Annotated in this window: 15 protein-coding genes; 4 read left to right on the plus strand and 11 right to left on the minus strand. The window is 74.8% G+C overall.

From position 1 onward, the window contains the following. Positions 1–2: 2 nt before the first annotated feature. The 5 genes from Cpa01nite_RS09870 to Cpa01nite_RS09890 form a co-directional block, all read right to left on the minus strand. The gene (locus tag Cpa01nite_RS09870; protein ID WP_203668591.1) at positions 3–992 is read right to left on the minus strand and encodes a TatD family hydrolase; all 990 of its coding nucleotides are present in this window, start codon (positions 990–992) and stop codon (positions 3–5) included. Between the two features lies 1 nt (position 993). Continuing rightward, a complete protein-coding gene (gene metG / locus Cpa01nite_RS09875) occupies positions 994–2,787 on the minus strand; it encodes a methionine--tRNA ligase (protein WP_203668592.1) in 1,794 nt (597 codons plus the stop codon). 10 nt (positions 2,788–2,797) lie between these two features. Beyond that, positions 2,798–4,255 (minus strand): D-serine/D-alanine/glycine transporter, encoded by a 1,458-nt coding sequence (gene cycA, locus Cpa01nite_RS09880; protein WP_239068681.1) that lies wholly within the window; start codon positions 4,253–4,255, stop codon positions 2,798–2,800. A 306-nt stretch (positions 4,256–4,561) separates the two neighbouring features. Continuing rightward, positions 4,562–4,966, minus strand: coding sequence for a hypothetical protein (locus Cpa01nite_RS09885; protein WP_203668594.1), 405 nt, complete (start codon positions 4,964–4,966; stop codon positions 4,562–4,564). 115 nt (positions 4,967–5,081) lie between these two features. Next, the gene (locus Cpa01nite_RS09890) at positions 5,082–6,893 is read right to left on the minus strand and encodes an ABC-F family ATP-binding cassette domain-containing protein (RefSeq protein ID WP_203668595.1); all 1,812 of its coding nucleotides are present in this window, start codon (positions 6,891–6,893) and stop codon (positions 5,082–5,084) included. 341 nt (positions 6,894–7,234) lie between these two features. On the opposite strand from Cpa01nite_RS09890, the gene Cpa01nite_RS09895 reads away from it, so the two are divergent. The 4 genes from Cpa01nite_RS09895 to Cpa01nite_RS09910 all read left to right on the plus strand — a co-directional run bounded on the left by Cpa01nite_RS09895 (position 7,235) and on the right by Cpa01nite_RS09910 (position 11,611). Next, positions 7,235–8,641, plus strand: coding sequence for a sensor histidine kinase (locus Cpa01nite_RS09895; RefSeq protein WP_239068682.1), 1,407 nt, complete (start codon positions 7,235–7,237; stop codon positions 8,639–8,641). Beyond that, the gene (locus tag Cpa01nite_RS09900; protein ID WP_203668596.1) at positions 8,638–9,408 is read left to right on the plus strand and encodes a response regulator; all 771 of its coding nucleotides are present in this window, start codon (positions 8,638–8,640) and stop codon (positions 9,406–9,408) included. The genes Cpa01nite_RS09895 and Cpa01nite_RS09900 overlap by 4 nt, the downstream gene beginning before the upstream one ends. A gap of 134 nt (positions 9,409–9,542) precedes the next feature. Next, positions 9,543–10,481: an ABC transporter ATP-binding protein gene (locus Cpa01nite_RS09905; protein ID WP_203668597.1), complete on the plus strand. Its 939-nt coding sequence runs from the start codon at positions 9,543–9,545 to the stop codon at positions 10,479–10,481. Continuing rightward, a complete protein-coding gene (locus Cpa01nite_RS09910) occupies positions 10,478–11,611 on the plus strand; it encodes an ABC transporter permease (protein WP_203668598.1) in 1,134 nt (377 codons plus the stop codon). Before Cpa01nite_RS09905 ends, Cpa01nite_RS09910 begins: the two co-directional genes overlap by 4 nt. 136 nt (positions 11,612–11,747) lie before the next feature. Here Cpa01nite_RS09910 and Cpa01nite_RS09915 read toward each other — a convergent pair whose 3' ends face one another. The 6 genes from Cpa01nite_RS09915 to Cpa01nite_RS09940 form a co-directional block, all read right to left on the minus strand. After that, positions 11,748–12,275, minus strand: a complete 528-nt coding sequence (locus Cpa01nite_RS09915) for a MarR family winged helix-turn-helix transcriptional regulator (RefSeq protein WP_203668599.1) — start codon at positions 12,273–12,275, stop codon at positions 11,748–11,750. Between the two features lie 10 nt (positions 12,276–12,285). After that, entirely contained in the window at positions 12,286–12,969 is a 684-nt protein-coding gene (locus Cpa01nite_RS09920) for a TetR/AcrR family transcriptional regulator (RefSeq protein WP_203668600.1), read from the minus strand. A 145-nt stretch (positions 12,970–13,114) separates the two neighbouring features. Further along, positions 13,115–13,813, minus strand: a complete 699-nt coding sequence (locus tag Cpa01nite_RS09925; RefSeq protein ID WP_203668601.1) for a signal peptidase I — start codon at positions 13,811–13,813, stop codon at positions 13,115–13,117. Next, positions 13,810–15,549: an RCC1 domain-containing protein gene (locus tag Cpa01nite_RS09930; RefSeq protein ID WP_203668602.1), complete on the minus strand. Its 1,740-nt coding sequence runs from the start codon at positions 15,547–15,549 to the stop codon at positions 13,810–13,812. The genes Cpa01nite_RS09925 and Cpa01nite_RS09930 overlap by 4 nt, the downstream gene beginning before the upstream one ends. After that, entirely contained in the window at positions 15,546–16,253 is a 708-nt protein-coding gene (locus Cpa01nite_RS09935) for a hypothetical protein (protein WP_203668603.1), read from the minus strand. The genes Cpa01nite_RS09930 and Cpa01nite_RS09935 overlap by 4 nt, the downstream gene beginning before the upstream one ends. Continuing rightward, positions 16,250–16,933, minus strand: coding sequence for a hypothetical protein (locus Cpa01nite_RS09940; RefSeq protein WP_203668604.1), 684 nt, complete (start codon positions 16,931–16,933; stop codon positions 16,250–16,252). The genes Cpa01nite_RS09935 and Cpa01nite_RS09940 overlap by 4 nt, the downstream gene beginning before the upstream one ends. Positions 16,934–16,951 lie beyond the last annotated feature (18 nt).

The following is a 16,951-nucleotide window of genomic DNA, read 5'->3' on the forward strand; positions in this document are numbered from 1 at the left end:
CGTCACCAGGAGCCGTAGACGGCCTCCGACGTCGCGGCCAGGGTGCGGCAGAGCGCGGCCAGGTCCACGTCCCGCTCGGCGGCGACCCGCCGGACCGTGTGCGGGACCAGGTACGGCGCGTTCGGGCGGCCCCGCAGCGGGTGCGCGGTCAGGTACGGCGCGTCCGTCTCGACGAGCAGCAGCTCGAGCGGCAGCGCGCGCACCGCGGCGCGCAGGTCGTCGTTCGCGCCGTAGGTGACCGGGCCGGCGACCGACGCGTACCAGCCCTCGCGGGCGCACACCTCGGCGAGCGCCGGCCCGCCGGAGAAGCAGTGGAACACCGTGCGCTCGGGGGCGCCGTCGCGGAGCAGCACGTCCACGACGTCGTCGTGCGCGTCGCGGTCGTGGATCTGCAGCGCCAGGCCGAGCTCCTTGGCCAGGGCGACGTGCGCGCGGAACGCCTCGCGCTGCACCGCGCGGCCGAGGGGACCCGCGCGGAAGAAGTCGAGCCCGGTCTCGCCGATCGCGCGGACCCGGTCGTTGGCGCGGGCGACCTCGGCGACCCGGGCGAGGGCCTCGTCGAGCGACGCGTCGTGCCGCGGCTGCGGGTCCGGGTCCAGCCCGTCGGGCGCCACCTCGTGCACGCCGGCGTGCAGCACGGCCTCGTTCGGGTGGATCGCGACGGCGCCGAGCAGGGCGCGGCGGCCGGGGCGCAGCGGGGCCGGGGCGGTCGCCGGGTCCGCCGCCGGGTCGCCGTCGACCCGCAGCACCGCGTCCGTCCACGCGACGGCGTCGAGGTCGCAGCCCACCTGGACCATGCGCGGCACGCCGACGGCGGCGGCCCGGTCCAGGTGGTCGTCGAGGGTGGCCGGGGCGGGCTCGTCGGCGTCCGCGCCCGCCGCCGCGGCGACGCCCAGCACCGACTCGAGGTGGGTGTGGTCGTCGACGACGGCGACGGGCAGCGGCTCCGGGGACGGTGCCCAGCCGGTGGGCCGGTTGCGGCTGCGGCCCACCTCAGCCCTGGCGGAGGCGGTCGAGCTCGGTCTCGACCACGTCGTCGTCGAGCTTGGTGAACACCGGCGTCGGCTTGCCGACGGGCGTGCCGGGCACGACGGCGCGCGGCCGCCAGGCGGGCACGGTCTCGCCGAGCCGGTAGTCGCCCGTGATGACCGGGTACTGCCGCGAGGCGTCGTCGAGGTCGGTGACCTCCTCGATCCGGGGGAGCGGCGAGAACGTCCCGGTGCCGCCGAGCGCCTCGTGCACGGCCTGCGCCGAGTGCGGCAGGAACGGCGACAGCAGCGTGTTGCAGTCGCTCACGGCCTGCGCCGCGGTGTGCAGCACGGTGCCGAGGCGCTCCGGGTCGTTCTTGAGCTTCCACGGCTCGGTCTCGGAGATGTACCGGTTGGCCTCCTGGACCACCCGCATCGCCTCCCCGATCGCCGCGCGGTGCCGGTGCGTGCCGATGAGCTCGCCGACCCGGCCGAACGCGGTGGTGGTCGTCGCGAGAAGGTCCTCGTCGCGCGTCGTGCGCGGGCCGGGCTCCGGGATGGCGCCGACGTTCTTGTGGATCATGCTCGCGGTGCGGTTGACCAGGTTGCCCCAGCCCGCGACCAGCTCGTCGTTGGTGCGGCGCTTGAAGTCCGCCCAGGTGAAGTCGGCGTCCTGGCTCTCCGGCCCCGCGGTGGAGATGTAGTACCGCAGCGCGTCGGGCTGGTACCGGCTCAGCATGTCGCGGACGTAGATGACCACGCCGCGCGAGGAGGAGAACTGCTTGCCCTCCATCGTGAGGAACTCGGACGACACGACCTCGGTCGGCAGATTGAGGTTCCCGTAGACGCCGGGCTCGCCGCCCTTCGACCCGCCCCCGGCGTAGCCGAGCAGCTCGGCCGGCCAGATCTGCGAGTGGAAGGTGATGTTGTCCTTGCCCATGAAGTAGTAGGACAGCGACTCGGGATCGGTCCAGAACTGCCGCCACGCCTCCGGGTCGCCGGACCGGCGGGCCCACTCGATCGACGCGGACAGGTAGCCGATCACCGCGTCGAACCACACGTAGAGCCGCTTGGACGGGTTGTCCTCCCAGCCCTCGAGCGGGATCGGGATGCCCCAGTCGATGTCGCGGGACATGGCGCGCGGGCGCACGTCGTCCAGCAGGTTCAGCGAGAACTTGAGGACGTTCGGGCGCCACTCGGTGCGGGTGCGCAGCCAGTCGCCCAGCGCGTCGACGAACGCCGGCAGGTCCAGGAAGAAGTGGTTCGACTCGACGAACTTCGGGACCTCGCCGTTGATGCGCGAGTGCGGGTTGATGAGGTCGATCGCGTCCAGCTGGTTGCCGCAGTTGTCGCACTGGTCGCCGCGGGCGCCGTCGTAGCCGCAGATCGGGCAGGTGCCCTCGATGTAGCGGTCCGGCAGCGTGCGGCCGGTCGACGGGCTGATCGCGTTCATGGTCGTCCGCTCGACCATGTACCCGTTCTTGTGCACCGTGCGGAACATCTCCTGCACCACCGCGTAGTGGTTGCGGGTGGTGGTGCGGGTGAACAGGTCGTACGACAGGCCGAGCTGGGTGAGGTCCTCGACGATGACGCGGTTGTACCGGTCGGCGAGCTCCTGGGGCGTGACGCCCTCCTGCTCGGCCTGCACGAGGATCGGCGTCCCGTGCTCGTCGGTGCCGGACACCATGAGGACGTCGTGGCCCGCCATGCGCATGTAGCGGCTGAACACGTCGGAGGGGACGCCGAAGCCGGCGACGTGGCCGATGTGGCGCGGGCCGTTGGCGTAGGGCCAGGCGACAGCGCTGAGGATGCGGGACATGGCGTCGATCCTAGTGAGCCGCGCGGACCGGCTCGCGACCGGTCTCGCCGGCCGAGGCCCCGACCGGGCGCGCGCCGACGCCGCGGCGGCGCAGCACGACCCAGGCGACCGCCAGCACCCCGAACCACACCGGCATGACGAGCAGCGCCGCCCGGGTGTCCGGCTCGAGCGCCAGGACGACGACCATCGCCGCGAAGAACGCCAGCACCACCCAGCACATGACCCGGCCGCCGGGCATCCGGAACGCCGACGCGGCGTGCAGCTCGGGCGACCGGCGGCGGTACACCAGGTACGACGCCAGGATGACGGTCCAGACCACGATGAACAGCAGCGTGGCGACCGTCGTCACCAGCGTGAACGCCTCGATCACCGACCGGCCGGCGTACAGCAGGACCACGCCCGGCAGCAGGCAGGCGCAGGAGAACGCCAGCCCGCGCGCCGGGACGTGCCGGGCCGACAGCCGGCCGAACGACCGCGGCGCCTCCCGGTCCTCCGCGAGGCCGTAGAGCATCCGGGACGTCGAGAAGATCCCGCTGTTCGCCGACGACGCGGCCGAGGTGAGCACGACGAGGTTGATGACGCCCGCGGCCGCGGGCAGGCCCGCGAGGGCGAACATGGCGACGAACGGGCTCTCGCCCGGGTCGATGCTCCGCCACGGCGTGACGGCCATGATGACGACGAGCGCGCCCAGGTAGAACAGCAGCACGCGCACGGGGATGGCGTTGATCGCGCGGGGGAGCGTGCGGGCGGGGTCGCGCGTCTCGGCCGCGGTGGTGCCGACCAGCTCGATGCCGACGAACGCGAAGATCGCGATCTGGAACCCCGCGAGGAACCCGGTGAACCCGTGCGGGAAGAACCCGCCGTCGGCGTACAGGTGGCTCAGCGACGCGGTCACCCCGTCGCTGCCCTGGAACCCGATCGAGATCATGACGACGCCGACCGCGATGAGCGCCACGATGGCGACGATCTTGACGATGGCGAACCAGAACTCCAGCTCGCCGAACAGCCGCACGGCCACCAGGTTGAGCGCGAGCAGCAGCACGACCAGGCCCAGCGCGGGCAGCCAGCGCGGCAGGTCGGGCGCCCAGAACGCCACGTACCCGGACACCGCCACCACGTCGGCGATCCCGGTGACGATCCAGCAGAACCAGTACGTCCACCCGGTGAGGAACCCGGCCCACGGCCCGAGGATGTCCGCCGCCATGTCCCGGAACGACTTGTACTCCAGGTTCGACAGCAGCATCTCGCCCATGGCGCGCATGACGAAGAACAGCATGAAGCCGATGACCGCGTAGACCAGCAGCACCGAGGGGCCGGCCAGGGAGATCGTGCGGCCGGAGCCGAGGAACAGGCCGGTGCCGATGGCGCCGCCGATGGCGATGAGCTGGATGTGCCGGTTGCTGAGGCCGCGCTGGAGGTGGTCCTCGGGGGCGGGTGCGGCGGCGGCCGGCGCGGTGGGCTCGGGCACGGGCGTCCTTCCGGTTCGGGGTGGGCGGGACCGTACCCCCGATCGGGTGACGCGCGCGTCAGCGTCCGTAGGGCGAAAGGGGCCGCGCTCACGCGGAGCACCCTGGCCAGTCATCCGGTGGCACGGTCGTCTCCACGGATTCCGAGACCACGAAACGGAGCCGGAACATCCGAGCGTCCGCGGGGCGGGAGCGGCCGCTCCGCGAGGTCGCGGATCCACTGCGGTGTCTCGAGCCCGAGGCGCTCGTCTGCCGAGACCCTGAGCCGGGCGACCTCTCGCTGCACCTCCGGCCGTCGGTACATCGCGTCACGGCGACGCACCTGCTCCTCGATCTCCCGGTCGTACCGGTCCACCGGACACCCCTCCCTCGTCAGCGGCCCCCGGTACCCCTCTGCCATCCTGCGGCGGCGGGTGCGCGGCGTTCAACCCCAGCTCGCTCGCCGCTCTCAGCAGCCCGCGCTCGTCGGCGGTCGCCAGGTCGGAACCCACGAGGTGGTCCAGGACCGCGTACCCTCGCCGGACGGCCTCCCAGTCGTCCGACAGCGTCAGCCCCAGCGCCCACTCGGCCCGGCGCCACCACTGCTCGCGCCGGTCCGCGCGATCGCGCTGCCGCACCGTCGCGATCCCCACGACGAGCGCCACGACCGCTGCCGCCCCCGTGGCCACCGGCCCGAGCAGCGACAGCGCGCCAAGCCAGTCGGTCCCTGTCATGCAGGCGACGCCAGGCGGACCACGGCGTTGCCCGTCCGCTCCCGCGAGCCGCCCTGGGGACGCCGCGCACGCCGCCGCCTGTGGGGCACTCGCCGCCCGCTCGGCGGCGCGGCGGTCAGCCCTCGACGGCCTCCGCCAGCGCCATCCACTTCTCCTCGACCTCGCCGATCTCGGCCTCGAGCGCCGCCTTGTCCGTCCCGAGCGCCGTCAGCCCCACGTAGTCCGCCGGGTCGTGCTCGGCCATCTTCTTCTCGAGCGCCTCGATCTGGCCGGTGAGCTTCGAGATGCGCCGGTCCAGCGCCCCGAGCTCCTTCTTCGCGGCCCGCAGCTCGGCCCCGTCCAGGCCCGACGGCGCGACCTCGCCGCCCACCGCGCCCGACGACTCGGTCGGCGCCCCCGTCGCGACCGCGCCGGCCCCCGAGCGCGACCGATCCAGCAGCCGCAGGTACTCGTCGACGCCGCCCGGCACGTGCCGGAGGTGCCCGTCGAGCACCGCGTACTGCTGGTCGGTGACCCGCTCCAGCAGGTACCGGTCGTGCGACACCACCAGCAGCGTGCCCGGCCAGGTGTCGAGCAGGTCCTCCATCGCGGCGAGCATGTCGGTGTCCAGGTCGTTCGACGGCTCGTCGAGCACCAGCACGTTCGGCTCGTCGAGCAGGATCAGCAGCAGCTGCAGGCGCCGCCGCTGCCCGCCCGACAGGTCCTTGACCGGCGTCTGCAGCTGGACGGCGGTGAACCCGAGCCGCTCGAGCAGCTGGCCCGGGGTCATCTCCTTGCCGCCGGCCACGTAGGAGGTCCGGTAGCGCGCGATCACGTCGCTCACGCGGCTGTCCGCGATGTCCGCGAGCTCGGCCAGCTCCTGGGTCAGCGTGGCGACCTTGATCGTCTTGCCGCGCTTGACCCGGCCCGCCGTCGGCGCGACCGCGCCGGTCACCAGGCCCAGCAGCGTCGACTTGCCGGCGCCGTTCACGCCCAGCACGCCGGTGCGCTCGCCCGGCGCGATCCGCCAGGTGACGTCGCGCAGCACCCGGTGGTCGCCGTACGACACCGAGACGTCCTCGATGTCGACGACGTCCTTGCCGAGCCGGGCGGTCGCCATCTGGGACAGCTCGACGGAGTTGCGCGGCGGCGGCACGTCCTCGATCAGCTGGTTCGCGGCCTCGATGCGGAACTTCGGCTTGGACGTGCGGGCGGGGGCGCCGCGGCGCAGCCAGGCGAGCTCCTTGCGCATGAGGTTCTGCCGCTTGGCCTCGGTCGCGGCGGCCATCCGGTCGCGCTCCACGCGCTGCAGCACGTACGCGGCGTACCCGCCCTCGAAGGGCTCGACGATCCCGTCGTGCACCTCCCAGGTCGCGGTGCACACCTCGTCCAGGAACCATCGGTCGTGGGTGACGACCAGCAGGCCGCCGGCGTTCGACGACCAGCGGCGGTTCAGGTGCCGCGCGAGCCAGGTGACCGCCTCGACGTCGAGGTGGTTGGTCGGCTCGTCGAGCATGAGCACGTCGTCGTCGCCGGCCAGCAGGGCGGCCAGCGCCACGCGGCGCCGCTGCCCGCCGGACAGGTCGCCGACGAGCTTGTCCCAGGGCAGGTCGCCGACCAGCCCTGAGACCACGTCGCGCACCTTCGGGTCGCCGGCCCACTCGTGCTCGGCCCGGTCGCCCACGACGGACGCCCCGACGGTGAGCGCCGGGTCCAGGGTGTCCGTCTGGTCGAGCACGCCGATCCGCACGCCGCCGCGCACCGTGACGCGGCCGGAGTCGGGCTGGAGCCGGCCCGCCAGCAGCGCGAGCAGCGAGGACTTGCCGTCGCCGTTGCGGCCGACGATCCCCACCCGGTCGCCCTCGTTCAGGCCCACGGTCACCGAGTCGAAGACGTTCTTGGTCGGGAAGGACAGGTGCAGCGCTTCGCCGCCGAGCAGGTGGGCCATCGGGCAAGCGTAGGGCGAGCGCGGTGCCCGCCTCGCGCGGGATCCCGGTCCGGTGGCGTCCGCGCTGCACGGGTACGAGGTGGACGCGGTGTGCGCCGAGGCCGGAGGAGTTCAGTCGACGCGTGGGTACACCGCGTCCGCCGGGTACTCGGTGTACGCACGTCCGGGAGGATGTCCGCTGGGGCCGGGGTGCGCGGAGTACCGCGTCCTGGAGGGCATTCGATCCGGCCGGAGTACGCGGTGGACGCACGTCCGGCACGGCGGCGGGGCCCGCCGGAGGGCACCGTGGACGCCGTGGTCGTCACCGCAGGTCCCGGACGGTCCCGGCTACGGTGGCACCCGTGCAGCCGCTCGACCGCGACCTCGGCACGGGCGACGTGCCCGAGGCGGCCCGTCCCGACGCCCTCCGCCCCGACGCCCCCCGCCCCGGCGACTCCGCCGTGCCCGCCGAGCCGCCGGCGGACCCCGACGCCCCGGGCTGGCGGCGTCCGCCGATCACCCCGGACCAGCGCCGGTACGACGTCCTGCTCGCCGCCGGCCTGGTCGTCGGCGCCGTGCTGAGCCTGGCGCTCGGGCGGACGGCGGGGATGTACGAGGACCCCGCCGAGGGCTGGGTCGCGGTGCTGTGCGTGCTCGCGGTGACGGCGCCGCTCGCCGTGCGGCGGCGGTGGCCCGCGACCGTGGCGGTCGTCGTGGCGGTCGCGTTCGTCCTGGTCGGCGAGCTCCGGGTGCCCGAGACGCTGTTCGCCAACATCGCGCTGTTCATGGCGCTGTACACGGTCGGCGCGTGGGACGCGCACCGGGCGCGGGCGTTCTGGGTGCGCGCGGCCGTCGTCGTCGCGATGTTCGTCTGGCTGCTGGTCGCGATGTTCCAGGCGGTCACCGACCCGGAGGGGATCGAGGGGTTCTCCAACGCCGGCGCGTTCTCCCCGCTGGTGGCCTACCTGCTGATCCAGCTGCTCACGAACATCCTGTACTTCGCCGGCGCCTGGTGGTTCGGCGAGCACGCGTGGAACGCCGCGCGCGAGCGCGCCCGCACCGCGTACCGCGGCCGGCTGCTCGCGGGCGAGCGCCGCCGGGTCGAGGAGCAGGCCGTCGCGATCGAGCGGCTCCGCCTCGCGCGGGAGCTGCACGACGCCGTCGCGCACCACGTGTCGATGATGGGCGTCCAGGCCGCCGCCGCGCGGACGGTGCAGGCGACCGACCCGCAGCAGGCCGCCGCGGCGCTGGAGCAGGTCGAGGACTCCGCGCGCGAGGCGGTCGACGAGCTGCACGGCCTGCTCAGCACGCTGCGCGAGTCGAACACCGAGACGCACGCGGCGTCCGCGGTCGGCTCGCTGTCCGTCGAGCGGCTGCCCGAGCTGGTGCAGCAGGCCGCGGACACCGGGCTGGCGGCGGAGTTCCAGGTGATCGGCGAGCCCGTGCGCGTGCCGCCGCTGACCTCGCTGAACCTGTACCGGATCTGCCAGGAGGCGCTGACCAACGTGCGCAAGCACGCGGGCACCGGCGCCCGGGTCGACGTCCGGCTGCGGTACGAGCCCGACGCGGTCGAGCTCGAGGTCACCGACGACGGCACCGGCGCGCGCCGGGTCGCGCGGCGCCAGTCGTCCGGCGGGCTCGGCCTGGTCGGCATGCGGGAACGGGTCGCCGCCGACGGCGGCACGCTGGAGACCGGCGCGCGCGGGCGCGGCGGGTACCTGGTCCGGGCGCGGGTGCCGCTCGGGCCGCGGACCGGAGGGGCACGATGAGCGGGGACGGCACGACGGGGTTCGGCGACGCGAGCGGCGGGGGGCCCGCGTCCGACGCGCCCGAGCCGGCCTTCGGCCCGGACCGCCCGGTGCGCATCGTGCTCGCCGACGACCAGGCGCTGCTGCGCGCCGGGCTCGCCACGATCCTCGGCGCGCAGCCGGACCTCGAGGTCGTCGGCCAGGCCGGCGACGGCGCCGAGGCGGTCGCCCTGGCCCGGTCGCTGCGGCCGGACGTCGTCTGCATGGACGTGCAGATGCCCGGCGTCGACGGCCTGGAGGCCACGCGCCGCATCACCGCCGACCCGGAGATCACCGCGGGCGTGCTCGTGCTGACGACGTTCAACCGGGACGACTACCTCCTGGAGTCGCTGCAGGCCGGCGCCGCGGGGTTCCTGCTGAAGAACTCCCGCCCCGAGCAGCTCGCCGACGCCGTGCGCGCGGTCGCCGCCGGGGACGCGCTGCTGTCGCCGGAGGTGACGCGCGCCGTGATCGCCCGGGCCGTCGTCGGCGGCGGCTCCGCCTCCGGGGGGAGCGCGGTCCCGGCCGCGCGCGCCGCGGGGGACCCCTCCGCCACGGGGCTGACCGAGCGCGAGCTCGAGGTGCTGCGGCTCGTCGCGCGCGGCCTGAGCAACGACGAGATCGCCGCGGAGCTGGTGCTGGGGCGGGCCACGGTCAAGACGCACGTGTCGAACGTGCTCACCAAGCTGGGCCTGCGCGACCGGGTGCAGGCCGTGGTGTACGCGTTCGAGAACGGGCTCACGGACTGACCCCCTCCGCCCCGGGGGGGAGGCGCGGCGGCCGAGCAGGTTCCGCCCGGCGGCCGAGGTGCCGGGGCGGGGTCGCCTCCTAGCGTTGACCTCAGCGGACGACAGGTCCGGACAGGTCAGGAACGGGAGACGACATGCTGCAGCTCGACGGCATCACGCGGTCCTTCGGGGACCGGCGGGTGCTCGACGACGTCGGGTTCTCGGTGGAGCGGGGCAAGCTCACCGGGTTCGTCGGCGGCAACGGCGCCGGCAAGACCACGACGATGCGGATCATCCTCGGGGTGCTCACGCGGGATTCCGGCACGATCACCTTCGACGGCGAGCCCCTCGGCGACCACCAGCGGCGCGCGTTCGGCTACATGCCGGAGGAGCGCGGGCTGTACCCCAAGATGCACGTGCTCGACCAGATCACCTACCTGGCGCGGCTGCACGGCTTCGACCGCCGGGCCGCGGCCGAGCGGGCGCGGGACCTGCTGGAGAAGCTGGGCCTCGGCGAGCGGCTGGACAGCCCGGTCGACGACCTGTCGCTGGGCAACCAGCAGCGGGCGCAGATCGCCGCGGCGCTGGTGCACGACCCCGAGGTGCTGATCCTCGACGAGCCGTTCTCCGGCCTCGACCCGATGGCGGTCGACGTGGTGCTCGGCGTGCTCCAGGAGTACGCCTCGCGCGGGGTGCCGGTGCTGTTCTCGTCGCACCAGCTCGACGTCGTCGAGCGGCTGTGCGACGACGTGGTCGTCATCGCCGGCGGCCAGATCCGGGCGTCGGGCGAGAAGGAGGCGCTGCGCCGGCAGTACTCCGCGCCGCGCTACGAGATCACCTCGGGCGGCGACATGGGCTGGCTCCGCACCGAGCCGGGCGTGCAGGTGGTCGAGTTCGACGGCGGCTACGCCCTGTTCGACGCCGACGAGGCGACCGCCCAGCGGGTGCTGCGCGCCGCGCTGGACGCCGCGCCGGTGGCCCAGTTCGCGCCCGTCCGGCCGCGGCTCGCGGAGATCTTCCGCGACATCGTGACCGACGAGCAGCGCCACGACGACGAGCCCGCCGCGACGACCCCGAAGGAGACCGTGCGATGAGCACCCCCACCCCCACACGGCCCGCGCGCCCGGCGGTCCCGGGCACCGCGCAGGCGACCCTGCTGGTCGCCGAGCGCGAGATCCTGTCGCAGCTGCGGACCAAGTCGTTCGTCGTCTCGACCGTCGTCATGCTGGCGCTGGTCCTCGGCGGCATCGTCCTCACCTCGCTGCTGGGCGACCGGCTCGGCGGCGGGGACACGAAGGTCGCCGTCGTCCCGGAGACCGCCGCCGTGGTGGCGGACGTCGACGGCCTCGAGGCGGTCGACGCTGCCGACGCCGACGCCGCCCGCGAGCTGGTGGAGTCCGAGGAGGTGTCCGCGGCGGTGCTGCCCGACGACGCCGCCGACAACCCGCTCGGGTTCGTCGTCGTGGGGCTCGACTCCGCGCCCGAGGGCGTGCTCGGCGCGCTGTCCGTGTCGCCGCCGGTCGAGCTGCTGGACGAGGCCGACACCTCCGCCGGCGTGCGCTACCTGGTGTCCATCCTGTTCGGCGCCGTGTTCCTGTTCGCCGCGTCGTCGTTCGGCGGCCAGATCGCGCAGAACACCGTGCAGGAGAAGCAGTCCCGCATCGTCGAGATCCTGCTGTCCACCGTCCCGCCCCGGGCGCTGCTCGCCGGGAAGATCCTCGGCAACACGGTGCTGGCGGTCGGTCAGATCGCGGCGATCGCCGCGGTGGCGGTCATCGGCCTCGTCATCACCGGCCAGGACGACCTGCTCGGCCTGGTCGGGGCGCCCGTCGCCTGGTTCGTGGTGTTCTTCCTGGTCGGGTTCATCCTGCTCGCGGCGCTGTTCGCGTCGGCCGCGTCGCTGGTCTCCCGCATCGAGGACACCGGCTCCGTGCTGATGCCGGTGATCATGCTGGTGATGATCCCGTACTTCGCGGTCATCTTCTTCAACGACAACGACCTGGTGCTGACGATCATGTCGTACGTGCCGTTCAGCGCGGCCGTCGGGATGCCGGTCCGGCTGTTCCTCGGCACGGCCGCCTGGTGGGAGCCGCTGCTGTCGCTGGCGATCCTCGCGGGGTCCGCGCTGCTGGTCACCGCGATCGGCGCCCGCATCTACTCGCGGTCGGTCCTGCGCACCGGCCGCCGGGTGACCCTGTCGGAGGCGCTGTCGAAGTCCTCCTGACCCGCGGACGACGCGCGCGGCACCCGCAGGGGGGTGCCGCGCGCGTCTGCGTGCGCGGGGTGATGCGCCGACTCTCCGCTCCGTGCCTGTGTCGCGGCCCGCGCGCACAGGCAGGAAGCGGAGGGTCGGCGAGCCGTCAGGGGGTGTCGAACGGGGCGACCAGGGTGCGGAGCAGGTCCGCGAGGTGGTCGCGCTCCGCGGCGGGCAGCGACGCCAGCAGGTCCCGCTCGATGCCGAGCAGCGTCGACATGGCGGCGTCCACCCGGGCGCGGCCCTCGTCGGTCAGGCTGACGAGCACGCCGCGGCGGTCGTCGGGGGAGGGCAGCCGCTCGACGAGCGCCCGGGACGCGAGCCGGTCGATCCGGTTGGTCATCGTGCCGCTGGTGACGAGGGTCTGGGTCAGCAGCGCGCCGGGCGACATCCGGTACGGCGCGCCCGCGCGGCGCAGCGCGGACAGCACGTCGAACTCCCACGGCTCCAGCCCGTGCCGGGCGAAGGCCTGCCGCCGCGCGAGGTCGAGGTGCCGGGACAGCCGGGTCACGCGGGACAGCACCGACAGCGGCGCGACGTCGAGGTCCGGGCGCTCGCGGGCCCACGCCTCGACGATCCGGTCGACCTCGTCGCGGGGAGCGCCGGGCTGACCGGGGGTGACGGCTGCCGACATGCGGGCGAGGTTACTCGACGGCGGCCGGCGGCCCGGGGTCCGCGGGCGCGTCGCCGTCCGCGGCCGACCGCTCCTGCGGCGCGCGCGCCGGGGGCCGCTGGCCTTCGGTGAGCTGCGGGCGGCGCTCCAGGCCGGCGAGCCCGTTCCACGCCAGGTTCACGAGCGCGGCGGCGACGTCGGCCTTCTCCGGGAGGCGCGCGTCGAGCCAGTACTGGCCGGTGAGCGCGACCATGCCGACGAGCATCTGCGCGTAGATCGGTGCCGTCCGCGGGTCGAGGTGCTGGCGGGTGAACTGCTCGGCGAGCAGGTGCTCCACCTGGGTCGCCACGTCGCCGATCAGGCTCGAGAACGTGCCGGTCGCCTGCGCCACGGGCGAGTCGCGGACCAGGATCCGGAACCCGTCCTCGGACTCCTCGATGTAGCCGAGCAGGGCCAGCGCGGACCGCTCGACCATGACCTTCGGGTGGCCGCCCTCGTCGAGCGCCGCGGTCAGCGCGCCGGTGAGCGCCTGGATCTCCCGGTCGACGACGACGGCGTAGATCCCCTCCTTGCCGCCGAAGTGCTCGTAGACGACGGGCTTGGAGACCTCGGCGCGGGCGGCGATCTCCTCGACGGAGGTGCCCTCGAACCCCTTCTCGGCGAACAGGCGGCGGCTGACGTCGAGGAGCTGCGCACGCCGCTGCGTCGCGGTCATGCGGGCGCGCGTCGGGCGGCGGGGCTCGGGACTCACCCGCCCATCCTCGCAGGCGGGGGCAAGTGCCGTGCCGCCCCCGGCCGCGCGGACGGGCCGGAGGACGTCGTCCCCCGGCCCGCCCGCTCCCTCGTGGTGGCCCACCTGCCTACCCGGCCGACCGGCGCCCTCCCGCGCGGCCGACCGGTGCCGTGACGAGCACCGTCACCACGAGGAGCACCGCCACCGCCGCCGCCACGTTCTGCTGCAGCAGCTGCACGAGCGTCCCGACGCCGGGCACCGTGGTGAGCACGTGGCCCACCTCCGTGACGACGTAGGGTCGCAGGTCGGGGTCGCGGTTGGCGTCGCCCTGCAGCTCGAGGACCGTCGACCGGCCGTCGTCCGCCGGGGCGGTGCCGACGACGCGGTGGGTGACCAGGCCGTCGCCGTCGGTGCGCGGCACGGTGACCACGTCCCCGACGCCGACCTGCTCGGCCGGCACGGTGCGCGCCACGGTCAGCGACCCGACCGGGATGCCCGGCTCCATCGAGCCCGAGATCACGACCGCGGGGCGGATGCCGAGCAGCAGGCACAGCACGCTGACGACGATCGACAGCGCGCCGAGCACCGCGGCCAGGTCCAGCACGCCGCGCTGGGCGAGCCGCGCGGCGTCCCGGGCCCGGTCGCCGCCGGACCTGGCCTGCTCGGCGCCGGACCTGGCCGGTGCGCCGCCGGACCCGGCCCGCGCGCCGCCGGACCGGGCGCCCGGGCCGGACGCCCCGCGGTCCCGCCGGGTCGCGACGGGCACGGGCGCCGTGGCGGTCGCCGGATCCGTGGCCGGCGCGGGGGCCGTGTGCAGCCCTGTCATGAGCCGAACACCACCCGGGTCGCCACGCCCTGCTGGTTCACGGCCGAGCCGAACGGCGACTCGAGCGTCGCGTCGTTGAAGTCGTACACGCGGAACCCGTGCCCGGTGTTCACGACGCAGTTCCGGTAGTCGGAGCCCACGACGGTGCTCCCGCCGAACGCGTACATGGTGCCCTCCTCGTCGGTCATCCAGGTGGTGCAGGCGGTGCCGCCCAGGTCGGTGACGACCGCGTCGTCCGGCACGCCGTGCACGCGCGTGGGGTACCAGACGGCGCCGGCGGGCCGCAGCCCGGTGGTGGCGGTCGAGCCCTGCTGGTGGCAGTTCCCGCCGTTGCGGTCGGGGTCGGCGTAGCCGTTGGTGGAGTGGGTGCCGATGGCCTGGCACCAGTTGTTCGCACCCCAGCCGTAGACCTGGCCGTCGGTGGTGACGACCTGCACGGCGCCGGTGCCCGCGGAGAAGTGGTGCACCGAGAGCGTCGGGCCGCCCTGCGACGTCTCGATCGGCCTCGGGACGTACCCGCCCGCGGACGCGGCGGTCGACGCGACGTACCGGCCGAGGCTCGGCCAGCCGTAGTTCCCGGTGGAGGCGGCCCAGGTGTACATGCGGTGGTTCGCCAGCAGGACGCGGAAGGTGCGCGCGCCGTTGTTCAGCTGCCGGACCGGGCAGCCCGAGCCGTCGTACGCCCGGGTGACGTCGTAGTCGCCGGTGCAGACCTCGCGGCCCTTCATGTCCTGGTAGATGGCGTCGTAGGTCGTCCAGTAGGCGGGGTCCCCGGCCTGCAGCGTCCGGCCGTCCGCGGCGTGGTAGGTCTCCGGGAAGGTCTCGAACAGCAGTGCGTTCACGCCGCGGGCGTCGCGCGGCGCGCGCTGGTTCACGGTGTTCTGCTCGGTGGCGACGCCCGCGTGCGCGTCGAAGCCCCACACGTAGACCAGGCCCTCCCGGGTCACGCCGAACGACGAGTTCTGCCCGCCGTAGACCCGGTGCCACGCGACCTGCCGGGCGCCGTTGCTCGAGCCCGGCTGGATCTCGCCGCCGGAGACGACGCCGACGTTGCTGGTGCCGGTGGCGACGTCGACCGTGATGGTCGCGGGCATCGGCACGGTGCGCGCGGTGCTGCCGCCGACGGGGTTCGGCAGGTTCTCGCCCGCGTAGCCCCAGACGTACATGACGCCGTCGGCGTCGAGCGCGTAGATCTGGTTCTCCGACGACGTGAGGTCGACGATCGGCGGCAGCGGGTGCGTGGCCGTGGTGCCCCCGCTGGGGGAGTACGTCGTGACCGCGCGCGGCCGGTTGCCGGTGCCGGAGATGCTGCCGGCGTAGTTCGAGCCCCACTGGTACACGACGCCGTCGGTGCCGAGCGCGGCGAACCACGTCGTCGACGCCGCGGCGCCGTGGTCGAAGTTGTCCGTGCCGCCGACGACCTTGACCACCGGGACCGGGAGGTCCACCCGGGTCGGCGGCAGCGAGGCGGCCACCGTCGCGACGCCGGTGCCGGACGCGCCGTTGCCGCGGAACCCGCCGAGGTACACGACGCCCTCGGCGATGAACGCGGACGTGGACGACGTCCACACGAGCTCCGGCTGGACGGCGGCCCAGGTCTCGGTGGTCAGCTCCGCCACGGCGTGGGTGCGGTCGGTGTAGTCGGCGGCGGTGACGCCGGTCCCGAGGACGAGGCCGGCCGCCGCGAGGACGCCGACGGCGGCGGCGCGGGTGCGGGCGCGCGGTGCGGTGGTCATGTCGAGCTCCCGGAGATCGTGAGGGTCAGGTCGGGCGACCCACCCGGGCGGCCGGCGATCTCCGGGGTGGGCACGAGGTGCAGCCAGACCTCGACGGTCGCCGCGGAGCCGGTGGCGCCGGGGGTGAACGCGTCGCCGTCCCCGAGCGCCGTGGTGCCGCGCGGCGCGAGCACCCGGTCGAGCACCGCGGTGGCCTCGGCGAGCGTCACCGCGCTGGCGGCCGGGTCGGCGGGCGTGCCGAGCAGGTCCTCGACGTGGCCGTCGTCGTGCACGGCCCGGGCCGAGACCCGGACGGCGCCGGCGAGCGCCTCGTCGGTGCCGGGGTCCGCCGCGACGGTCAGGTCGAGCCGCGCGGCCAGGCCGGGGCTGTTGTTGAACACGTCGACCGCCGCCGTCGCGGTGGTGCCCGGCGTGTAGCGGCCCCGGGCGGACTCGGGCGCGGCGAGGCGCAGCGTGCTGCCGGTCGGGCCCAGGGCGTGCGCCGTGCCGCTCGCGGCGTGCACGGCGCCGATCTGGAACGCGCTGGTCAGGTCCTGCAGGTCGAGGAACGCGTCGTCCCGGTACGAGGCGGTGGTCGCGGAGGCCGGGACCACGAGCACGGCGGCGGCGAGCACCCCGCCGGCGGCGAGCAGCCCGCGAGGGGACCTCCGCGCGGCGCGGGCGCGCAGGGCGGCGGCGTGGCGGCCGGGGGAGTGGCGGGTCATGGCAGGACTCCTTCGAGCACGACGGGGGCGCCGGCGACGCTGCGGCCCGCGACCGTCACCCCGATGTCGACGGGGCGCAGCGCGTGCTCCGTCGGCGCGGACCGGAGCATCCAGATGCGGACCTCGGCGGTGCGGGCGCCGTCCGCGGCGGGCAGGACCACGCCCCGGCCGTCGTTCAGCGCGTTCAGCGCGGCACCGTCGAGCGGGACCGGACCGGTGAGCACCTCGCCGTCCGCGACGACCGCGAACACCAGCGAGGCGAACGGCGACGCCTCCGGCGTCCGGTCCTGGAGCGTCAGGGTGAGGTCCCCGGTCACCGCGGCGTCGTGGCACACGGTGACCGGGAAGGTAGCGGGGGCCCGGGTGGGCATCCCGGTGAGCGGCACCGGCACGCGCCGGATGTTCGCGGAGGCGGCGCGGTCGAGGACCAGGTGCGCCTCCTCCGGGGTGCCGGCGGGCACAGTGGCCGAGCAGTCCGCGCCGGTGGCGGGCTGGCTGATCGCGAACGTCCCGTCGAGGCCCTCGACCGGCAGCTCGACCCGGTCGCGGAACGCGGCGGACGTCGCACCGACCAGGCCCAGCAGCCCGACCACGGCGACCGGGGCGGCGGCGGCGCCGAGCGGCAGGGCCCGGCGCCGCCGCGGCGGCCGGCGGCGTGCGGGCGGGGTGTGCGGTGTCACGGGGGACCCTCCAGGTCA

Origin of the sequence: Cellulomonas pakistanensis (assembly GCF_016862755.1) — a bacterium.
GTDB lineage: Bacteria > Actinomycetota > Actinomycetes > Actinomycetales > Cellulomonadaceae > Cellulomonas > Cellulomonas pakistanensis.

Bases quoted from the DNA above. Each gene is read 5' to 3' on its own strand.
- Cpa01nite_RS09885 (WP_203668594.1), bottom strand. From the start codon at position 4,966: ATGACAGGGACCGACTGGCTTGGCGCGCTGTCGCTGCTCGGGCCGGTG.
- Cpa01nite_RS09905 (WP_203668597.1), top strand. From the start codon at position 9,543: ATGCTGCAGCTCGACGGCATCACGCGGTCCTTCGGGGACCGGCGGGTG.
- Cpa01nite_RS09890 (WP_203668595.1), bottom strand. From the start codon at position 6,893: ATGGCCCACCTGCTCGGCGGCGAAGCGCTGCACCTGTCCTTCCCGACC.
- Cpa01nite_RS09930 (WP_203668602.1), bottom strand. From the start codon at position 15,549: ATGACCACCGCACCGCGCGCCCGCACCCGCGCCGCCGCCGTCGGCGTC.
- Cpa01nite_RS09925 (WP_203668601.1), bottom strand. From the start codon at position 13,813: ATGACAGGGCTGCACACGGCCCCCGCGCCGGCCACGGATCCGGCGACC.
- Cpa01nite_RS09935 (WP_203668603.1), bottom strand. From the start codon at position 16,253: ATGACCCGCCACTCCCCCGGCCGCCACGCCGCCGCCCTGCGCGCCCGC.
- Cpa01nite_RS09900 (WP_203668596.1), top strand. From the start codon at position 8,638: ATGAGCGGGGACGGCACGACGGGGTTCGGCGACGCGAGCGGCGGGGGG.
- Cpa01nite_RS09920 (WP_203668600.1), bottom strand. From the start codon at position 12,969: ATGACCGCGACGCAGCGGCGTGCGCAGCTCCTCGACGTCAGCCGCCGC.
- metG (WP_203668592.1), bottom strand. From the start codon at position 2,787: ATGTCCCGCATCCTCAGCGCTGTCGCCTGGCCCTACGCCAACGGCCCG.
- Cpa01nite_RS09915 (WP_203668599.1), bottom strand. From the start codon at position 12,275: ATGTCGGCAGCCGTCACCCCCGGTCAGCCCGGCGCTCCCCGCGACGAG.
- Cpa01nite_RS09910 (WP_203668598.1), top strand. From the start codon at position 10,478: ATGAGCACCCCCACCCCCACACGGCCCGCGCGCCCGGCGGTCCCGGGC.